At 72.4% G+C, this 19168-nt stretch carries 14 protein-coding genes and 1 riboswitch; of the genes, 6 read left to right on the top strand and 8 right to left on the bottom strand.

The genetic code is table 11. From position 1 onward, the window contains the following. Window positions 1-13: 13 nt before the first annotated feature. From NE234_RS21345 to NE234_RS21335, 3 genes are read right to left on the bottom strand one after another with little or no spacing between them, the layout of a single operon-like run. Window positions 14-1051: a ketoacyl-ACP synthase III family protein gene (locus NE234_RS21345; protein WP_252782236.1), complete on the bottom strand. Its 1038-nt coding sequence runs from the start codon at window positions 1049-1051 to the stop codon at window positions 14-16. Between the two features lie 12 nt (window positions 1052-1063). Then, entirely contained in the window at window positions 1064-1900 is an 837-nt protein-coding gene (locus tag NE234_RS21340) for a phytanoyl-CoA dioxygenase family protein (RefSeq protein ID WP_252782235.1), read from the bottom strand. Between the two features lie 53 nt (window positions 1901-1953). Further along, window positions 1954-3483, bottom strand: coding sequence for an FAD-dependent monooxygenase (locus tag NE234_RS21335; protein ID WP_305886711.1), 1530 nt, complete (start codon window positions 3481-3483; stop codon window positions 1954-1956). Between the two features lie 256 nt (window positions 3484-3739). On the opposite strand from NE234_RS21335, the gene NE234_RS21330 reads away from it, so the two are divergent. Beyond that, a complete protein-coding gene (locus tag NE234_RS21330; protein WP_252782234.1) occupies window positions 3740-4981 on the top strand; it encodes a cytochrome P450 in 1242 nt (413 codons plus the stop codon). A gap of 171 nt (window positions 4982-5152) precedes the next feature. Further along, window positions 5153-5905 carry a DUF4118 domain-containing protein gene (locus NE234_RS21325; protein ID WP_252782233.1) on the top strand — a complete coding sequence of 251 codons (753 nt, stop codon included), beginning with the start codon at window positions 5153-5155 and terminating at the stop codon, window positions 5903-5905. Between the two features lie 20 nt (window positions 5906-5925). Here NE234_RS21325 and NE234_RS21320 read toward each other — a convergent pair whose 3' ends face one another. Next, on the bottom strand, window positions 5926-7074 hold the full coding sequence (locus tag NE234_RS21320) for a serine hydrolase domain-containing protein (RefSeq protein ID WP_252782232.1): 1149 nt from the start codon (window positions 7072-7074) through the stop codon (window positions 5926-5928). A 172-nt stretch (window positions 7075-7246) separates the two neighbouring features. Beyond that, entirely contained in the window at window positions 7247-7540 is a 294-nt protein-coding gene (locus NE234_RS21315) for a hypothetical protein (protein WP_252782231.1), read from the bottom strand. A gap of 415 nt (window positions 7541-7955) precedes the next feature. Here NE234_RS21315 and NE234_RS21310 point away from each other — a divergent pair, with 415 nt between their 5' ends. Then, window positions 7956-8336, top strand: coding sequence for a hypothetical protein (locus tag NE234_RS21310; protein WP_252782230.1), 381 nt, complete (start codon window positions 7956-7958; stop codon window positions 8334-8336). 64 nt (window positions 8337-8400) lie between these two features. On the opposite strand, the gene NE234_RS21305 is transcribed toward NE234_RS21310, so the two are convergent. Beyond that, on the bottom strand, window positions 8401-9090 hold the full coding sequence (locus tag NE234_RS21305; protein WP_252782229.1) for a dienelactone hydrolase family protein: 690 nt from the start codon (window positions 9088-9090) through the stop codon (window positions 8401-8403). A gap of 508 nt (window positions 9091-9598) precedes the next feature. Then, a riboswitch (cyclic di-AMP (ydaO/yuaA leader) is annotated at window positions 9599-9739 on the top strand. Window positions 9740-9746: 7 nt separating this feature from the next. Between NE234_RS21305 and NE234_RS21300 the strand changes: the two genes are divergently transcribed. Further along, entirely contained in the window at window positions 9747-10499 is a 753-nt protein-coding gene (locus NE234_RS21300) for a CHAP domain-containing protein (RefSeq protein ID WP_252782228.1), read from the top strand. Window positions 10500-10619: 120 nt separating this feature from the next. Further along, entirely contained in the window at window positions 10620-13106 is a 2487-nt protein-coding gene (locus tag NE234_RS21295; protein ID WP_252782227.1) for a penicillin acylase family protein, read from the top strand. Here the strand turns inward: NE234_RS21295 and NE234_RS21290 are convergent. Beyond that, window positions 13094-15337, bottom strand: a complete 2244-nt coding sequence (locus tag NE234_RS21290) for a glycoside hydrolase family 15 protein (protein WP_252782226.1) — start codon at window positions 15335-15337, stop codon at window positions 13094-13096. The genes NE234_RS21295 and NE234_RS21290 overlap by 13 nt on opposite strands. Before the next feature lie 241 nt (window positions 15338-15578). Between NE234_RS21290 and NE234_RS21285 the strand changes: the two genes are divergently transcribed. Further along, the gene (locus tag NE234_RS21285; protein ID WP_252782225.1) at window positions 15579-16424 is read left to right on the top strand and encodes a peptidoglycan-binding domain-containing protein; all 846 of its coding nucleotides are present in this window, start codon (window positions 15579-15581) and stop codon (window positions 16422-16424) included. A 71-nt stretch (window positions 16425-16495) separates the two neighbouring features. On the opposite strand, the gene NE234_RS21280 is transcribed toward NE234_RS21285, so the two are convergent. After that, complete coding sequence (locus NE234_RS21280; protein WP_252782224.1) at window positions 16496-19123, bottom strand: SpoIIE family protein phosphatase; 2628 nt, start codon at window positions 19121-19123, stop codon at window positions 16496-16498. Window positions 19124-19168: the final 45 nt, after the last annotated feature.

The raw sequence follows: 19168 nt of genomic DNA, 5'->3' as shown, positions 1-19168 counted from the left end.
CTGCCGTCGTCGCTCACCGGTACTCCGGCGGGATGTCGAGGATCCGCAGCACGGCGCAGGCCATGGTGGTCCCGGCGCCGAGCCCGACGAGCAGCACGTGGTCGCCGGCGGCCAGCGCGCCGGTCGCCAGGAGGTGGTCGAAGGCCACGAACTGGTCGCCGACCCCGAGGTGCCCGATCTGCGCCCCGTAGTCCCAGGTGGTGTCGGCCATCGTCAGGCCGAGCCAGTTGACGCCCCGGTGCTCCAGGTCGTCCCAGCGCCCGTGCGGGAACGCCACGCGCGCCACGTCGTCGAGGGTGACGTCCGCCTCGCCGAGGGTCCGGTCGACCAGCTCCAGCAGCGTCTTCTGGATCGCGAGCATGACGTCCGCGCCGTTGCCGTTGATCAGCCGCTTGCGGAACTCCCGGTTGCGCGCGGCGAAGTCCAGCGGCCGCCCCACGGTCGCGTCCGGCGGGAACATGGGGACGCCCCCGTCGTTGACCGCCTCGGCCTCCGGCAGCACGACCACGTTGACCGACCGCAGCTCGGCGAACCCGCCCTCCGTCGTGACCAGCAGCGCGCACCCGCCGTCGCCCATCACGGCGCCCTCGATCATCCGCCACCGGTCGACCAGCGGGGTGCCGTGGTTGTCGGCGCCGACGAGCAGCGCGGTGCCGCCGTCCGGGCGCAGGTACCCGGCGGTGAGCTGCAGTGCGCTGAACATCCCGCAGCAGCCGTGCCGCATCTCGACGGCGAGGACGTCGCCGCCCACCAGGTGCTGCTGCAGGTAGTACTGCGGCTCCCAGCCCTCCGGCCCCTGGTGCCAGACGTCGGAGTACAGCATGAGGTCCAGGTCGCGCGGGGACAGGCCGCCGGAGCGCTCGAACGCGTGCCGGGCGGCGCGCAGCGCCAGCTCCGGGGCGGGCACGTCGCCGGCCACCGCCGCGCCGCCGAGCCGGAAGTACTCCACTTCGTCGGCCGGGTAGCGGCCCTCGGCGACGGCCGTCTCGATGGTGACCACCGGGGGCAGATGGACGCCGATGCTGCGCAGGTACATGTGGGGGGTGCGCATCCGTCCCTCCTCTCAGCGTCGGAGCAGGAGCATCGGGTCGCTCAGCTCGTGGAGCCCGCACATCGGCGGGCACGCCTCGTAGCCGAGGAGCCGCTGGATGTCCTCGGGGTAGCCGCGGACCACGTCCAGCGGCACGGACAGGTACTGGTTCTCCTCCTGGCGGAGGTTGCCGAGGTCGTAGGCGTACGACAGGCCGGTACGGGGCCCGTCGGAGGAGTTGACGCCGGCGCCGTGGTACGTGCTGCCGAGCCACAGCAGCGCGGAGCCGGTCCGCATCGCGGCGGGCACCGCCTCCTCGTCGCGGGGCGCCCGCTCGTCGTCCCACCGGTGGCTGCCGGGGATCACCCGGGTCGCGCCCGTGCGCGCGCTGAACTCGCTCGCGGCGACCATGACCTGCACCCGGCTCTCCGGGCCCGGGTGCGTACGCAGGTGGGCGGTGTCGTCCCGGTGCAGGGCCTGGATGGGGACGCCCGGCCAGGTCTGGATCGCCCGGGAGATGCCGAGCTGGATCGTCGGGACGAACTCCACGCGCTGCTCGCCGAGCCACGCCTTGACCGGGCGCTGCAGGAAGTGCCGCGCGAGGCCGAGGAAGTGCGGCTGCCGCATGATCGTCATTGAGTGCGCGGACCGGCGGACCAGGCCGGGGAGGATCCGGGTCTTCTCGCCGACGAGGCGTCCGTCGCCGTCCGCCTGGCATTCGAGGTCCGGGCCGAGGTCGGCCCACAGCCCGCGGAGCGTCTCGGCGTCGACGAAGTCCTCGACGATCACTGCTCCGTCGCGGTCGACCACCTCGATCGCGGCGTCGACCGGGGTCGACGCGGGCAGCGTGGTCAGCCTGGATTCACTCACTCCGGCCTCCGATGGCGCGCGGTGGCGGTCTTCGTTCTCAGGGGGATTCGGCCTCAGGCGGTCGCGGCGGGCGGGCCGAACCACCGGGCGAGGGCGTCCGGCAGCGAGGCCGGGTCGGCGGGCGTGCTCCAGGCGACGAAGCCGTCCGGCCGGATCAGCAGGGCGTCCGCCGGGGCGTCCGCGCATTCGGCGGTCACCACGTCGACCTGGTCGGACCAGGGCTCGGCGAGGGCGCGCACCTTCGGGTCCGAGCGCAGGTCGAGCAGCAGGGCGCGGCCGTTCCGCTGCAGCTCCGCGACCCGTACGGTGCCGTCGGCACGCCGCAGGTGCAGGTCCGGGCTGTACCGGCCGACCAGGGGGCTCGTCAGGGCCGGGTCGCCCATGTCGTAGGAGATGTGCAGGTCGTCGACGAGGGCGGTGAGCTGGCGGTTCGCCTCGTCGCGGAGCAGGAGCTCCCGGAGCAGCCGGCGCAGCGCGTCGACGTGCGGGCCGGGCCGCATCAGCGCGATCGAGGCGCGCTGGATCTCCAGGGTCTGCTCGCCGATGGGGTGCCGTTCGGAGGTGTAGGTGTCGAGCAGGCTCTCGTCGCACCGGCCGCGGGCGACGGCGGCGAGCTTCCAGCCGACGTTGACGGCGTCGCCCAGCCCGAGCCGCAGTCCTGGACCGCTCCAATGCGAATGGACGTGCGCGGCGTCGCCCACGAGCAGGACCCGGCCGCTGCGGTAGGTCTCCGCCTGCCGCGCGTTGTCGGTGAACCGGGTGATCTTCGAGATCCCGGTGACCGTCACCTTGGTGCCACTGAGCCGGCGCAGCGAGCCCTGGAACTCCTCCAGCGTGATCGGCGCGTCCCGGTTCACCGGCGGCCCGTCGAACTCCAGCGTGATGAACCGGGGCGGACCCTCCTCGTACACCAGCAGCCCGGCGTCCTTGCGGAACCACCCGGGCAGGTGGAAGTCGGGGTCGTCGATGTCGGCGAAGGCGCGGTACCCGGTCGTGACGCCGTCCGTGCCCGGGAACGCGATGCCGGACAGCTTCCGGATCGTGCTGCGGCCGCCGTCGCAGCCGGCCAGCCACGCGGCCGCCAGCTCGTACGGCCCGTCGGGCCCCTCGACGTCGAGGTGTACGCCGTCGTCGTCCTGGGCGAACCCGGTGACGGTGTGGCCGCGGCGCACCTCGACGCCCAGCTCCGCCGCGCGCCGGGCCAGGTCCTCTTCCAGCAGCTGCTGGGGCACCAGCAGGTCCGGCGACTCGGGGCGGAGCAGGAACATGCTGGCGAAGTGCCGCGCGCCGGGGAACTCCTTGGGCAGCAGGCTGTCCGGCCGCCGCTCACCGGCGGCGACGCGGGCGCGCTGCTCGGGCGTCGGCGGCGTGATGGGGGTCTCGGTCACCCCGAGCATCAGCCCGCGACGGTCCATGATGTCGACGGCCCGGCCGGTGATCCCCTCGGCCTTCGGGCGCCATTCGATCGCGGGCAGTCGTTCGAGGACGACCACCGGCACGTCGTGGAGGGCCACCTCGCAGGCGAGCATGAGCCCCACCGGTCCACCGCCGACAACCGCCACCTGAGCATGCCGAACCGCCATTAACACCTCTATACGGGATAGCAGTGAGCCTGATGGAGGAGACGCGGGGTCGCCGATCACGGACCGGCGACATTCGCGACGGCCCGTTCGCCCAGCGTGCTTGACAGATGTGTCCGTTCGGTCAGCGCCGATGCTAATCGGGCGGTCCAGAAATGACTAGTGGTGTGTTTTTTCGGACTTGTCATGCATAATCGGCGGCGCGAGATGATCATGCACCGGGCCCGTCGCGGTCCGGGACCGGGCGGGAGGTGATCGGATGACCGACGGCCGGGCGGCTCGTCCGCTGGAGACCGATCGGCCCACCCCCTTCGACCCGCCCGTCGAGCTGCGGCGACGCCCCTCGCTCAGCCGGCTGGCCTACCCGGACGGGCACCTCGGCTGGGTCGCCACCGGGTACGCCGTGACCCGGGCCATCCTCGCCGATCCGCGCTTCAGCACCCGGCGTGAGCTGCTGCATCAGCCGGTCGGCCGCGAACGCGCGCACGAGCGGCCGACCCCGGCGGAGCCGGGCATCTTCCCGCACACGGACCCGCCCGAGCACACCCGCTACCGCCGCCTCCTGAGCGCCCACTTCGGGCCCCGGCGCGTCGCGGAGCTGACACCGGCGATCCGGGCGTACACCGAGCAGGCCCTCGACGCGATGGCGGACGGCGGGTCGTCCGCCGACCTCGTCACCGCGTTCGCCGTGCCGATCCCGGCCCTGGTCATCTGCGAACTCCTGGGCGTCCCCCCGGAGGACCGGCACGCCGTCCAGGCGGCCACCGCGGTGATGAACGACCTGGACTCCGCCCCGGAACGGGCGGTCGAGGCGGTCATGTCGATCACCGGGACGGTGCGCCGCCTCATCGCGCGGCTGCGCGCCGGCGCGGGCCCGGCGTCCGGCGACGGTCTGCTGGCACACGCCGTGGCCACCGGCGACCTGACCGACGAGGAGCTCACCAACCTCGGCATGGTGCTGCTGGCCACCGGGCACCTGCCGACGTCGAGCATGCTCTCCCTGGGAACGTTCCTGCTGCTCACGGACGCGACCGAGCGGGCGCGTCTGCGCGCGGACGCCGTCACCGCCGAGCGCGCGGTCGAGGAGCTGCTGCGCTACCTGTCGATCCTGCAGTTCGACGTACGGCGGACCGCGCTCGCCGACGTCGAGATCGACGGCCAGGTCATCGCGGCCGGTGAGACGGTCGTGCTCGCGCTGCCGGTCGCCAACCGCGACCCCGCGCGGTTCGCCGACCCGGACGCCCTCGACCTGGGCCGCTCCGCCACCGGGCACCTGGCCTTCGGCCACGGGGTCCACCAGTGTCTCGGCCAGCACCTCGCGCGGGCCGAGCTGCGCATCGCGCTGACCGCGCTGTTCGGCCGCTTCCCGGACCTGCGCCTGGCCGTCCCGGCGGCCGAGGTGCCGACCCGCGAGCGCTCGGCGGTGTACGGCGTGGACCGCCTGCCCGTCGCCTGGAACTCATCTTCGGCCGGACAATCGGACGGAACGGAGAATAGATGAGCCATCAACCACTCATGTGAGTAATGCAACACACGTCAATTACCAAGCGTGTGAATAGCGCCACTCCTGGCTCGGTTAACCGGTGCGGATAACCGAATGGCGAACACTCCTTCGGTCCGTCCGGCGGTCACCGGTGACGTCCGGGGTACTTCTCGTCAGGGGAGGTACGCCATGAGGGGACACCGGCGCCGGGACGTCGTCGCGGTGGCGGCCGCGCTGGCCGGTCCGCTGCTGGTCGCGCTCGTCCTGCTGCCGTTCCGGAGCAGCCTGTCGAGCACGAACCTCGCGCTGATCCTCGTCGTGGTCATCGTGGCGGTCGCGGCTCTCGGCAACCGGCCCGCCGGCGCGCTCGCGGCCCTGTCGGCCGCCGTGTGGTTCGACTTCTTCCTCACCCGGCCGTATCAGAGCATCCTCATCCACCGGGCCGCCGACGTCCAGACCGTGGTGCTGCTGCTCGCGGTCGGCCTCGCGGTCTCCCAGCTGGCCGCCCGCGCCCGGCGGCTCAAGGTGATCGCCGTCACCGACGCCGCGTACCTCGCCCGGATCCACGACACCGCCCGGCTGGCGCAGGGCGCGACCTCCGCCGACGCGGTCGTCGACCACGTGCGGGAGGAGCTCGGCGACCTGCTGCACCTGCGGGCCTGCCGGTTCGAGTACGGCTCGCTGCTCGGTCATCCGCCGCGGCTGGAGCAGGACGGCAGCCTGACCGTCGGCCGGCGGCGATGGGAGGTGGAGCGGCGCGGCTGGCCGGAGGAGGACGTCGAGCTGCGGGCCTTCGGCAACGGCCACTTCCAGGGCCGGTTCATGCTCAGCCCCGTGCCGGGGGAGCGGCCGTCACTTCAGGCGCGTCTGGTCGCCGTCACCCTCGCCGACCAGGCCGGCGCCGCCCTGGACACGGCGGCGCCGGAGGAACGGGAGCAGTAGGGACGGGCCGGCGGGATCGGTCAGCCGCAGAGGGCGGTGTCGAGGGCCGCGGTCACGTGGCCGAGCTGGGTCTCGTTGGAGAGCAGTTCGGTGACCGCGATGGTCGCGGCGCGGCCGTCCTCGGTGGCGCCGTTGGTCGTCGAGAACCCGTCGATGTCGCCGCCGTGGCCCCAGACGAGGCCGCCGCAGCTCAGCGGGGTGCTCGTCAGGCCGAGGCCGTACCGCACCCCCGTGCCGAGGTCGGGGGCGGGGACGGTCGTGCGCATCTCCTTCAGCTGCGCCGGGGCGAGCAGCCGCCCGCCGAGGAGCGCGGTGAAGAAACGGTCGACGTCGCTCGGCGTGGAGATCAGCTCACCGGCCGCCCAGCCGAAGGACGGGTCCATCACGGTGACGTCGGTCAGCGGCGCCTTCGGGTCGTCGTGGTGGTAGCCGTGGGGATGCGGTTCGCGGATCGTCTGGTCGCCGACGCCGGGGAAGTAGGTGTGCCGCAGCCCGATGCGGTCGATCACCCGACGGGTGATCTCCTCGCTGATCGGGCGGCCGGTGACCTTCTCGACGAGCAGCCCGGCGACGGCGTAGTTGGTGTTGCTGTACTCCCACTTCGTGCCGGGCGCGAAGTCGGCCTTCTGGGCGAGGGCGAGGTCGAGCAGCTCACGGGGCTCGAAGTACCGGTGCAGGTACGGCAGGAGGCCGTTCGCCAGGATGCTCGTGTAGTTGGGCAGGCCGCTGGTGTGCTGGAGCAACTGCCGCACGGTGATGTGGCGGCCGTCGATGCCGTCGCCGCGGATGAGGTTCGGCAGGTAGGTCTCGATCGGTGCGTCGAGGCGGATCTTGCCCTCGCCGACGAGCTGCAGGACGACGACCGCGGTGAAGGTCTTGGTGTTGCTGCCGATGCGGACGTACCCGTCGGCCGGCACCCTGGCCCCGGTCTTCAGGTCGCCGACGCCCGCGGTGTAGTCGTGGAAGCGCCCGTCCCGGCCCCGTACGGTGGCCAGGGCGGCGGGGAACCCGTCGTCGCGCACGAGCTGGTTCAGGTGCTGCTGGACGGCGTCGCCGGTCCGTGCGGTGCGCGCCGCGAGCGCGCCGGTCGGTGCGAGGAGGACGCCGAGACAGCCCAGCGCGACGATGGCGGTGAGACGCCGGCCCTTGCGGAAACGTTGATCGCTCATGGCGATGACGTTACGTACGGGCGGGGTGACGGATCGATACCGCAGGCGGTAGTCCCGGAGTAGTGCTGGCTGTACCTCCGTCCGGGGGCCGTCCGCCGGAGACCCGCCCCGGAGATCCGGGGCGGGTCGTCACGACGGGACCGGTTGGTCCGGCGGTCCGCCGCTCAGGGTGTCAGAACCAGCCGCAGCCGCCGCAGTCGCCGCAGCCGCCCGACCAGAAGAACCAGTTCGTGTCCGAGGTGCGCTTGTAGTAGGAGTACGAGAGGTTCCCGGTCCGCAGGTGCTTGCGTACGACCGAACGCCGGTGCGCGTAACCGCCGGCACCGCCGTACGTGGCGACGGACTGCGGTGCGGCGATCGTGGCCGTCTGCGCGCTCGCCGACCCGGCCGTGCCGATCGTGGCCATGGTCGCTCCTGCGAAGGCCAGGCCGGCGACCGTTACTCCCATCCGGCGCGAAATACCCATGGAAGATACCTCCTTTGGTTCGGCTCGCGCGCGACGATGCCGGAGTCGCACGCGTCATTTGGGACGTTCATGGCGCTATGTCCCATTTCAGGGCACATCACGGCACTCGCGAAGTCAACCGATATCTGTCGAGATGAGCGATATTTGAATGACGCTTAGCGTTTCCTTGCCGAGATCGGATCGCAGCCCTCGGTCCGCCTTCGGGCAGGGCGTTGACCAGGCGTAACCCGGAAGGCGCTGGGAATGCTCTCGGTGCTCGGAGGCCGCAACGGCATGGTCGTTGACAAGCGCGGGTAATCTTCCGGTCGCATCGGCGCCGGGGGACACGATCAAGCCGGAACCGGGGTATGCACGCGGACGTCCCGAAAAGTTCGCGGAGCCGCGTGCGAAGAATCGCGCAATAAGGGGTTCGGATATGCCGCTGACGATGCGCCGCCGGAATCGGAGTTCACGCGAGGACACGGTCGGCAACGGGCGGGCGCTCGTTTTCGCCGCCCTGCTGAGCGGCGTTCTGGTGGTCGTCGCGTCCCCGTGCGCCCTCGCCGCGAAGACCCGGGCCCTCGGGCACGGCGGCCCGCTCGTCGGTGGAGGCGGAGACGGCAGGATCAACCGCTTCGCCGTCCGCGCCGGAAACGGAAGGTTCAACCGGACCTCCGTCGTGCTCAGCCCTTCGGTCAACCGCGGCGTCCAGCAGATCGGGAACACCACCGTGGGCGGCCGGGCCAACACCCAGTCGGCCGTCTGCATCAAGAGGTGGAGAGCCTGCGTCGTCCGCCAGTCCATGGGCGGCTGGTGACGGCGGCCTCCACTCCGTGGCGCCCGGCTCCTCGGGCCCCGTGCCTCCGTCCGGACGCGGCCGCTCAGGTGCCGCCCGATCGCTGCCCGATCGGCGCGAGGTGGTCGAGGAACCATTCCCGTGCCAGCTCGGCGACCGTCTCCAGAGTCCCCGGTTCCTCGAACAGGTGCGTGGCGCCGGGGACGATGGTGAGCCGGCTCTCGCAGCGCATGAGGGCCTGAGCCTGGCGGTTCAGCTCGATGACGACCTCGTCCCGGCTCCCGACGATCAGCAGCGTGGGCGCGGTCACGTGGCGGAGGCGGGACGCGGCGAGGTCCGGCCGGCCGCCACGGGAGACGACCGCGGCGACGTCCGCCTCGGGCTCGGCGGCGGCGCACAACGCGGCGGCGGCCCCGGTGCTGGCGCCGAAGTAGCCGACGCGCAGTCCGCTCGCCTCGGGGCGCTCGCGCAGCCAGACGGTGGTGTCGACGAGGCGCCGGGCCAGCAGTTCGATGTCGAAGACGTTGGCGCGATCGGTCTCCTCCGCCGGGGTGAGCAGGTCGAACAGCAGAGTCCCGAGCCCCACCTGGTTGAGCGCGGTGGCCACGAACCGGTTGCGCGGGCTCGCGCGGCTGCTGCCGCTGCCGTGGGCGAACATGACGAGCCCGAGACCTCCCTCGGGGACGGCCAGATCGCCGGCCAGCCGGACCGGTCCGGCCTGGATCTCGACCTTCTCCTCCCGCGGACAGTCGTCGGTCCGATGGTCGAAGCCCATGACTCCACCCCCTCGCCCCCACGCTCCCTCCGAACGCGGACCCGGGCCAGAGGCGATGGTCCTCACCATGGCGGCGATCGGCCGTCGTCACATCAGTAACTGCAGTAACAAAAGACCCACAATTGCTCAGGAGTTGACTTCCGTAATGGCGCTCCCTTGCCTCGCATGCGCCGAGTGACCCACATCACGTAAACTCGCTGTTTAAGTGGGCGTTTTGTCCTGCTAAGTTCCAATCACTCTTTCGGCGCCCCCCACGCGTCACCCCATACCCGTCGGCCATGGCCGGCCCGCCCGACCCAGGCGATAGCGCGTTCACAAGACGCCTGCCCGAGCCCGAGCCCGCGTCCGACCAGCCGGTTCACCAGCGAGCTGCGTCGCTTCCGCCGAGCATCCACCGGGTGCGCACGCGAGAGCGGCAAGGGAGTGGAACCATGATCACGCCTTTCCGCTGATCCACCGTCGCCGCGGCGACGGCGACCAATCGGAAGTCTCTCAAAAATCGCCCATATTCGGGCGACCGCTTAATCCGCATCACGCGGAGCCGGGGACCCAACGCATTCCCGGGGTGAATCGGCATCCCCCCATGCCGTAGGGCAGCTTCCACGCCCGAACCCGTCAGCTAACCCGGTAAGCGGCATGGAAGCAAGGAGTACCCCGTGTCCGCTGTCCCTCGACCCCAACGTTCCGGAGCACGTCTCGCCGCCGTCCTGTCGGGCCTCACGGCGGCCGGCGCGGCCGCGGTCCTCGTGACCGCCGCCGGGCCCGCCGAGGCGTCCTCTCTGCCCGCGCGGGCCGCCGCGCAGGCGCACCAGGTGAAGCAGGTCTCCATCCCCGGCAGGGGAATGAACGCCAAACCCAAGCCCAAGGGCGATCCCAAGCCCAAGGCCGACCCCAAGGCCAAGGTCATGGCCGAGCGCCGGCTGCCGGTCACCGCCACCGACGCGCTGAAGATCGCCCTCGCCCAGGTCGGCACCAGCGAGGACGGCGACGGCAGCACGAAGTACAGCCGGTGGTTCGCCGCCTCCCCGTGGGCCCAGCGGGGCGTGCAGCGCGACGGCGGATCGGTCGGCGACTACGCCGACGCGAACTGGTGCGACATGTTCGTCACCTGGGTCGGGGCCCAGGCCGGCGTCCAGGGGATCGGCGGTGACGCCTTCGCCCCCGCGCACGCCGCGTGGTTCCAGGCGCAGGGCCGCTGGGGCACGACCCCCAAGCCGGGGGCGGTGGTGTTCTTCTCCTGGAGCGGCGGCAAGGACATCGACAGCATCGATCACGTCGGCCTGGTCATCAAGGACAACGGCGACGGCACGATCCAGACCGTGGAGGGCAACACCGACGACGCCGTGAAGGTCCGGACCCGGGACACCAGCGAGGTCGTCGGCTACGGCTACCCCGAGTACGGCCAGTAGGCGCGCCTCACTCCGGCCGGGCCCTGCCGTACGGCGAGGACCCGGCCGGAACCCTGTTCGGTGGGCCGAGGCGAATGGTTTACTGACGCGATCATCCCGGTTCCTGGGGCAGGAGGGTCGATGGTCCGGTTCGCGCCGCTGGCCCGGCTGCCGCGTCCGGCCCGCTGGGCGGTGCGCGTCCTGGCCGTTCTGGTGGCGCTGACGCTCGTGCTCGGGCTGTACGGGTGGTGGACCGTACGGCGCTCGTACCCGCAGGTCGACGGGCGGATCACGGTTCCCGGGCTCGGCGCGGACGTCACCGTGCTCCGCGACCGGTGGGGCGTCCCGCAGATCTACGCCGACAGCGCCGAGGACCTGATGCGGGCGCAGGGCTACGTTCACGCGCAGGACCGGTTCTGGGAGATGGACTTCCGGCGGCACATCACCGCCGGGCGGCTGTCGGAGCTGTTCGGCACGACCACCCTCGACACCGACAAGGTCGTCCGCACGCTCGGCTGGCGGCGCGTCGCCGAGCAGGAGCTGCCGCTGCTGCGCCCCGAGACCCGCCGCTACCTCGACGCGTACGCCCAGGGCGTGAACGCCTGGCTGGCCCGGCACCGGAACACCGCCACGCAGAGCCTGGAGTACTCCGTGCTGGGCCTGCAGCGGACCGGCTACCGGCCCGAGCCGTGGACCGCCGTCGACTCGCTGTCCTGGCTGAAGGCGATGGCGTGGGACCTGCGCAGCAACATGGACGAGGAGCTGGGCCGCGCGATCGCCGCCACCAAGGTCTCCCCGGCCCGCGTCGCCCAGCTCTACCCCGGCTACCCGTACGACCGGAACCCGGTGATCGTCCCCGGCGACGGCGGCTCCGGCGGCCGTACGGGCACGGCGCCGCGCGCCCGCGCGCTGTCGCCGGCGCTGACCCGCGTCGCCGCCGCCATCCACGCGATGCCGACGATGATGGGCAACGGCGCCCCGGGCCTGGGCTCCAACTCCTGGGTCGTGTCGGGCACGCGGACGAACACCGGCAAGCCGCTGCTCGCCAACGACCCGCACCTCGCGCCGCAGATGCCGTCGCTGTGGTACCAGGCCGGCCTGCACTGCCGGAGCGTGTCCGCCGCCTGCCCGTTCGACGTCACCGGGTTCACCTTCTCCGGCGTCCCCGGCGTGATCATCGGGCACAACGCCCGGATCGCCTGGGGGTTCACGAACCTCGGCCCGGACGTCACCGACCTGTACCTGGAGCGGGTCACCGGCTCGACGTACGAGTACAAGGGCCGTCAGGAGCCGCTCCAGGTCCGCACCGAGCAGATCAAGGTGGCCGGCGGTAAGACCGTGCCCCTCACCGTACGGGCGACGCGGCACGGCCCGCTGCTGTCCGACGTGATGGACACGGTCCGCACGGCGGGGAGCGGCGCCGCGGTCGCGCTGCGCTGGACCGCGCTGGACCCCGGCCGGACCGCCGACGCGATCGTGTCGCTGGACACCGCCGGGAACTGGGCGCAGTTCCGTACCGCCGCCCGGTCCTTCGAGGTCCCCGCGCAGAACCTCCTGTACGCCGACGTCGACGGGCACATCGGCTACCAGGCGCCCGGCCGCATCCCGATCCGGTCGAGCGGCGACGGGCGCTGGCCCGCCCAGGGCTGGACCGGCAGGGAGGAGTGGACGGGCTTCATCCCGTTCGACGAGTTGCCCAGCGCGTACGACCCGCCGCAGGGCTACATCGTCACGGCCAACAACGCCGCCGTCGGGCCCGGCTATCCGCGGATGCTGACCCGCGACTGGACCTACGGCTACCGCGCCGCGCGCATCGCCGAACTGGTCGCGCGGACGCCGAGGATGGACGTGGCGACGATGGCGCGCATCCAGATGGACGACCGCAACGGGTTCGCGCCGACGCTCGTGCCGCACCTGCTGCGCGTCGGCTCCGGCCCCGCCGTCGCGCTGCTGCGCGGCTGGGACTTCGCCCAGCCCGCCGGCTCGGCGCCGGCGGCCTTCTACAACGCCGTCTACCGGCACCTGCTGCTGCGGACGTTCGACGACGAACTGCCCGACGGGGCGCGCCCCGACGGCGGCGACCGCTGGTTCGAGGTCCTGCGGAACCTCCTGAACCGCCCGGACGACCCCTGGTGGGACGACGTCCGCACGCCCGCGAAGGAGACCCGCGACGACATTCTCCGGCTCGCGATCAAGGACGCCGAGCAGGAACTGCGCAAGCGTCTCGGCGGCGATCCGAGGAAATGGCGCTGGGGCGACCTGCACACCCTCACGATCACCAACCAGACATTCGGCACGTCCGGGATCGGGCCGGTCGAGTGGCTGTTCAACCGCGGGCCGCTGAAGCTGTCCGGCGGTGACTCGCTCGTCGACGCGACCGGCTGGAACCCTCAGGAGGGGTACCAGGTGGACTGGGTGCCGTCGATGCGCATGATCGCCGACCTCGCCGACCTGAACCGCTCCCGCTGGATCAACCTCACCGGCGCCTCGGGCCACGCGTTCGCGGGCCACTACTGGGACCAGGCGCCGCTGTGGGCGCGCGGCGACACGATCCCGATGCGGTCCGACCCGGCCGTGACCCGCCGCGAGGCCGCCCACACCCTGACGCTGGCGCCTCAGCGCAGGTAGCGGTCGGCGACGACCGAGGGCGTGCTCACCGAACGGCGCTCGGCCATCGACCAGGCCAGCCGCACGTACTGGCCGTGCGCCCAGCCCAGCGGCGTGGCCGACAACGTCGGCGTGCCCGGCGCGAACCCGGGCCGCCCGGCGGGCGGGGCGTCGTCCCAGACCTGCTCGGCCAGCAGGCCGCCGGCGTTCGCGGTCGCGGCCATCGCCGCGAGCCGCGCGCCCGCGTCCCGCCCGGCGGCGACCTCGTACTCGCCCCGCTCGCCCGCGAACAGGGGCCACAGCCGCCCGCGCGTCGCCCGGCTCCCCGCCGGGAGGCCGACGTTCCAGTCGCCGCCGTCGGCCTGCTCGCCGTAGCCGTCGAAGTCGTAGCGGTGCCAGAACTCGCCGTTCGGGGTGCGGACGCCGAGGCGCCGGTCGACGACAACGAGGGAGTCGCGCACCACCGGGTCGCCGGGCGGCAGGACGCCGAGCCGGACGAGTTCGAGGAAGCTCGGGTCGACGACCGCGCGCTGGTCCACGCCGTTCGGGCCGCTGTCGCCGATGTCGTACGTCGTCCCGGCGTCGGCATTCCCGTCCTTGGTCAGGCGGAGGAAGTACGGCTTCGGCCCGTACGGGCCGTTCGTGGTGACCGTCCAGGTCCGCAGCCTCGCTCGCCACGCGTCCGCGGTGGCGAGGTAACGGGTGCGGGCCGTCGCGTCGCCGTTCGCCCTGGCGAGGTCGGCGGCGCAGACCAGGCCGGCGATCTCGGTGCCGATCGTCGCGGGGGAGTAGCCGCTCTGGTTCTCCCAGCGCTCCTGCGGTGTCTGCGGCCCGTGCCCGACGATGAAGTCGGCGGCGCGCCGGACGTGGCTCCAGGTCCCGGCGTCGCGCCTCCCGAGCTGCCAGGCCAGGATGATCGGGTCGGCGACCTCGTCGAGCTGCAGGCCGCCCCAGTGCGGGGTGCCGTCGACCAGGCTGTTCTGCGGGAACGACCCGTCGTCCTTCTGCTGCCGCCCGAACAGGTACGCCAGCGCCCGCTCCGCGGCGGGCCGGTCGCCGTCGGCGAGCAGCCCGCTCGCCTTCTCGTACAGGTCACGGGCCCAGACGAGGTGGTACGGCGCGGAGGGGTCCTCCAGATCGGTGTTGACGCCCCACGCCCACGGCATCGTCGGGGACGCCACGAACGCGCCCCGGTACGTCTTGTCCTCCAGCGCGGCCAGCACCAGCACCGACGAGTCGTAGACCCGCCGCTCCGCCGGGGTGCGCAGGCTCGACGGCGGCCGCCGCAGCCCGCGCACGTACGCGTGCCAGCCCCGCGCGTACGCCCCGGCGACGTCACGGAAACCCGTTCCGAGTGAGGCACGGGCGGCGCCCAGCGCGGCGGCGTCGGTGCCGCCGAGACCGAGCGCGAGGGTCAGCGAACGGTGCCCGCCGACGCCGGTGAGGGAGGTGCGCCCGGTCTGGACGATGTTCCCCGGGCCCGCCGTCGCGTAGTGCCGGTCCATCCGGTGGTCGGCGTGCAGGTCCTGCCAGCCGTCGCTGGTCCCCAGGTAACCCGTCGAGGTCGCGGTGAAGGCCGGGGAGGCGGCCAGGGCACTGCCCATCGTGGCGTCGCGCGCGGTCAGCGCGTCGCCCTGAGAACGGCCGCTGTCGTCCGGACGGTCGGCGCGGCCGTTGGACAGCCGCGGGTTGTACAGCGCGTAGACCTGGTACGGCCGTCCGGTCAGCGACTCGAACCGTACGTCCATCAGCACGGTCGGGCGGCTCGGGTCGGTGACGTACGTCTTGGTGAGCCGCCACCGGCCGGCCTTCTCGGTGTCGGTCTGGGTGTAGACGAGCGCGCGGGGGTCGGCGAGCCGTGTCACGTGCGTCGCCGCGTCGGAGTCCCGCTCGGTGAAGGACCGGCCGTCCGTCACGACGAACCGCAGGTCACGGACGCTCGGCGTGCCCAGGTCGGGATAGTAGACCTCCGACAGGCCGCCGTCCTGCAGGGTGAACCAGATCCTGCTGCCGGTGGCCCGCGCGGTGCCGAAGCCCTCCTTGTCGGCCGGCGCCCAGGTGGACCGCTGCCCGGGCCCGCCCGGTGCCGGACCGCCGGTCGGCGTGCCGCTGACCGCGGCGCCGGCCGGCGTTCTCGATCCGCCGGAGGCGGCGCCGGCGGGGGTTCGCGGCGTTCCGGCGCCGGTCAGCAGCGCCGCGCCGGTGACCGCGGCGCACGCGACGGCTAGCGCTCTGCGGGGGCGCACGGACATGAGACCTCCTCGCGGCGACGGTCGTCACCCGTCATTTGCCTGCTTCGCGGGCGAAAAACCGCATTGGCCTGATTCGGCCGAATTTGGCCGAATCGGGGGCGCCGCTTCCGGGGGCGCCGACATTCTCCTGGTCAGCGGTCGCGGCGGGCGGTTCCCCGCATGGCCCCGCTGTGAGCGGGTATCGCGGACCGCGGTTACCGATCCGACTTTCCCCCTCATTCCAGTCACATAGGAGGTAGCCATGTCCGATACGTCGCTTCCGCCGCCTGCCGGCGAGCCGATCCCCGAACCGGGTCCGAGTGACGCCGACGCCCCCCGCCTTCCCGACCCTCCGGACGACGGCAGGGTCTACGTCGATCCGGTGACGCCCCCGCCGGCCGAACCCACGCACCACGCCGCCACCGCGCCGACGGGCGAGCAACTGGTCGCGTACGCGATGACCCTGCGGGGCACGGCGCGGGGCCGCGTCCGGGAGAACGTCAACGACTTCACGCAGTGGTACTACGGCGACAACACCGCCGCGTCCTGGTGCCTGATCTTCGTCTGCTGGTGCCTGAACCACTTCGGCGCACTCGGCCTGATCGGCGGGAAGATCGCCTATGTGCCCGACCTGAAGAAGCGCGTCGGATCGAAATGGCACACCGACCGGAAACTGATCTCCCGGGGCGACCCGGTCACCTTCGACTTCAACCACAGCGGTGAGCCCGAGCACGTCGGCTTCTTCGTCAAGTGGCTGAACTCGGGCCACACCACGTTCGAGTCGATCGAGGGCAACACCGGAAACGACCAGGTCGCCACGCGCACGAGGTACTGGAGCGACGTGTACGGCTTCGTGAAGCCGGGACTGGCCGCCTCCGACCCGAGCCGGTACCCCGGCGTGATCTACCGGTACGTCGCGGGCGCGCTGATGCACGACGCGCACGTCACCTGGATCCAGCAGCGGCTCGGCGCGCACCGGCACCCGCTGAACGTCGACTCCTACTACGGCCCGGTGACGGCCGCCGCGGTCACCGCGTTCCAGAAGGACGCGCACCTGCCCGCCGATGGAGAGGTGGGCCCCAAGACCTGGGCCGCACTCGCGAACTGACCCCGCCCGTCCGCCGATCCCCGTGACGGTGATCCCTTGATCGCGGCCCGCCGCGACGTCGGCTTCCGGGGTCAGGGGGGAACGGGGCGTACGGCGAGGAGGGCGATGTCGTCGGCGCTGTGGGCGCCGAGTCCGATGAGCAGCTCGTCGCAGAAGACGTCGAGGGGCGCGCGTGCCAGCGCGGCGGTGTGCTGGCGGAGCCGGCTGAGGGAGTCGTCGAGGGACTCGCCGCGGCGTTCGATCAGGCCGTCGGTGAACAGCAGGAGGGTCGAGTGGGCCGGCAGCGGGTCGCATGCGGTCGGGCGCGGCAGGTCGGGGTCCATGCCGATCAGGAGCCCGGCGCCCTCCTCGAGATAGCGGGTGTCGCCCTCCGCGGTGGTCAGGAGGGGCGGGAGATGCCCCGCGGAGGCGTGGTGCAGCTGCCAGGGGCCGTTCTTCGGTCCCTTGACCAGGCCGTAGAGGCAGGTGGCGGTGGCCTGCCGGTACAGGACGTGGCTCGCCAGGTCCAGTCGGCGCAGGACGTCCCCAGGCGGTTGCTGGCGGTCGAGGGCGATCCCGCGGAGCATGTTCCGCAGCGCGCTCATCGCGACGGCCGCCTGCAGGTCGTGACCGGTGACGTCGCCGATCACCAGCACGGTGTCGCCGCTCGGGAGGACGAACGCGTCGTACCAGTCTCCGCCGACCTGGGCGGTGGTGCTAGAGGGCGCGTAGCGGGCGGCCAGCTGAAGGTGCTCGATGTGCGGCAGGTGGGGCAGCAGGGAGCGCTGAAGGCGTTCGGCGGTGTGCCGGGTCTTCTGGTACAGGCGGGCGCTGTCCACCCCGAGGGCGATGCCGCGCACCAGGTCGGACACCAGGGGCAGGTCCTGTTCGGTGAACGGGCGCCCGGCGTCGGTACGGACGAGGGTCAGGGCGCCGAGGACCTCCCGGCGGGCCCGCAACGGGGCGATGATGGCGCTGCTCGCACCCAGCCGGGTGAACAGATCCAGCTGGCGGGCGTCCAGGGGACTCGGTGCCCGGCCCGGTGAGGGGATCTCGGTGAGCAGCAGGGGACCGGCGCCGCGCAGTACCCGGGCCAAGGGCCCGTGCGAGGCCTCCGACACCGGCGGGAGGCGGCCCAGGTAGACGCCGGAGGTCAGGGCCCGGGGATCGCGGTGGACGATGCTGGTCCGCTCCACGTGGCCGTGTTCTTCCAGCAGGTCCACCGCGCACCAGTCGGCCAGCCGCCGGGTCAGGACGTTGCACGCCCGGTTCAGTCCTTCTTCGAGGTCCAGGGTGCTGCTCAGCGCGCTCCCGGCGTCGGCCAGCAGGGACAGCCGCTCCAACGCGGCCTCGTACGTCTCCTCGCCGATCACCCTCTCCGTCTTCTCCGGAGCGGCCGGCGCGTATCGGTCGCCGGACGTCGGGCGAGGCGCGTACCGGTCCTCCCGGGGAGCCCGGGGCGCGGCCGTCCTGGGGGTGAGCTGGGCGACGAACACGGTACGGCCGTCGGCCGCCTCCTGGATCTGGATGTTGAGGCGGACGTGGACCAGCCGGCCGTCGCGGTGCAGCGCCGGCAGCGGTATGGAGTGGCCGAGGATGCGGGGCTGGCCCGTGAGCAGGAGGGAGGTGAACGCCACCATGTGGCGCTCCCGTAGGTGCTCGGGGATCAGCACGGTGACCCGCTGCCCGACGAGATCGTCCGCGCGCCAGCCCAGCAGGTCCGCCACGGGCTCGTTCACGGCGATGATCCGGTCTTCCTCGTCGGCCGCGATCGTCGGCACCGGACTGGCCTGCAGATCACCGGCGTCCCACGCCGCCAGGTCCAGGGGCCTGGTGCTCGGCGTGCCGGGGGCCAGTGTCCACGAGATGGGGTGCTCACCGGCGACCTGACGGGCGACCTCATCGCAGATCCACTGCCAGAAGGCGCGGATCTGCGGAAGGGCCGGGAGCGTGAGCAGGCTCTCCTGCTGGGCGGCCGCGTCGGCGTCCTCCAGCACGCAACAGAACGTGCCCAGGTCCCGGGCGGAGTCCGCCGGGATCGCCAGGGAGACGGAGATCGTGTCCGCCTCGGAGATGTCCTTGTCCACCGCGGCGGCCATGGACCCGCCGATCACATTGCTCAGGTCGTGAGCGACGAGGATGTCCTCCGCCCGCACCGGTGCCCCGCTCGGGTCCGAGCCGTACACGGCGAGGAGCAGTTCGCGCAGGAGCGCCTCCCAGTGCTGCCGCGCCGCCGAGTACAGCGCGTACGGCAGGTCGACCAGCGTCACGGTCACCGCCGGGCCGGGACGCGACATGATCACCTGGGCGGACGCCGGCGGCGGTGGCGGGGCTTCGGGCCACAGTTCGAACCAGGCCGTCTTGCGGCCACCCTCGATCTGCACGCCGTGGGTGGAGGCCAGGGCGTCGACCAGGGCCATGCCCCATCCCGTGGTCGCGTACGGATGGAGCCGGCGCTCCACGAGCGCGCGGCACGGCCGCTCGTCGCTGATGCGCACGTGGACCCGGCCGGCGGCGGCCCAGGCCCGCACCTCGATCTCGGTCCGCGCGTGGATCACCGCGTTGGTCACGAGCTCGCTGGTCAGCAGCAGCGCGGTGGCCACGAGATCCGGTGGGGCACCGTCCAGGGCCGCCCGCACGAACTCTCGAGCCGGCGCGACACTCTCCGGCCGAGGGGGGAGCCGCCGCGACGGCACCCCCGGCGGACTGGGGCTGCCCATACCGACACCATTCCCATAAACGGGGCGCGTAGGCGAGGCGGCGGT

Source organism: Actinoallomurus rhizosphaericola, from assembly GCF_024055675.1.
Classification (GTDB): Bacteria; Actinomycetota; Actinomycetes; order Streptosporangiales; family Streptosporangiaceae; genus Actinoallomurus; species Actinoallomurus soli.
This window is presented reverse-complemented; position numbering and strand designations above follow the sequence as displayed.

What these genes read in the sequence shown, in the direction of transcription:
- NE234_RS21345 (WP_252782236.1), bottom strand. Translation starts at nt 1,051, where the DNA reads ATGCGCACCCCCCACATGTACCTGCGCAGCATCGGCGTCCATCTGCCC.
- NE234_RS21335 (WP_305886711.1), bottom strand. Translation starts at nt 3,483, where the DNA reads ATGGCGGTTCGGCATGCTCAGGTGGCGGTTGTCGGCGGTGGACCGGTG.
- NE234_RS21330 (WP_252782234.1), top strand. Translation starts at nt 3,740, where the DNA reads ATGACCGACGGCCGGGCGGCTCGTCCGCTGGAGACCGATCGGCCCACC.
- NE234_RS21325 (WP_252782233.1), top strand. Translation starts at nt 5,153, where the DNA reads ATGAGGGGACACCGGCGCCGGGACGTCGTCGCGGTGGCGGCCGCGCTG.
- NE234_RS21320 (WP_252782232.1), bottom strand. Translation starts at nt 7,074, where the DNA reads ATGAGCGATCAACGTTTCCGCAAGGGCCGGCGTCTCACCGCCATCGTC.
- NE234_RS21315 (WP_252782231.1), bottom strand. Translation starts at nt 7,540, where the DNA reads ATGGGTATTTCGCGCCGGATGGGAGTAACGGTCGCCGGCCTGGCCTTC.
- NE234_RS21310 (WP_252782230.1), top strand. Translation starts at nt 7,956, where the DNA reads ATGCCGCTGACGATGCGCCGCCGGAATCGGAGTTCACGCGAGGACACG.
- NE234_RS21305 (WP_252782229.1), bottom strand. Translation starts at nt 9,090, where the DNA reads ATGGGCTTCGACCATCGGACCGACGACTGTCCGCGGGAGGAGAAGGTC.
- NE234_RS21295 (WP_252782227.1), top strand. Translation starts at nt 10,620, where the DNA reads ATGGTCCGGTTCGCGCCGCTGGCCCGGCTGCCGCGTCCGGCCCGCTGG.
- NE234_RS21290 (WP_252782226.1), bottom strand. Translation starts at nt 15,337, where the DNA reads ATGTCCGTGCGCCCCCGCAGAGCGCTAGCCGTCGCGTGCGCCGCGGTC.
- NE234_RS21285 (WP_252782225.1), top strand. Translation starts at nt 15,579, where the DNA reads ATGTCCGATACGTCGCTTCCGCCGCCTGCCGGCGAGCCGATCCCCGAA.
- NE234_RS21280 (WP_252782224.1), bottom strand. Translation starts at nt 19,123, where the DNA reads ATGGGCAGCCCCAGTCCGCCGGGGGTGCCGTCGCGGCGGCTCCCCCCT.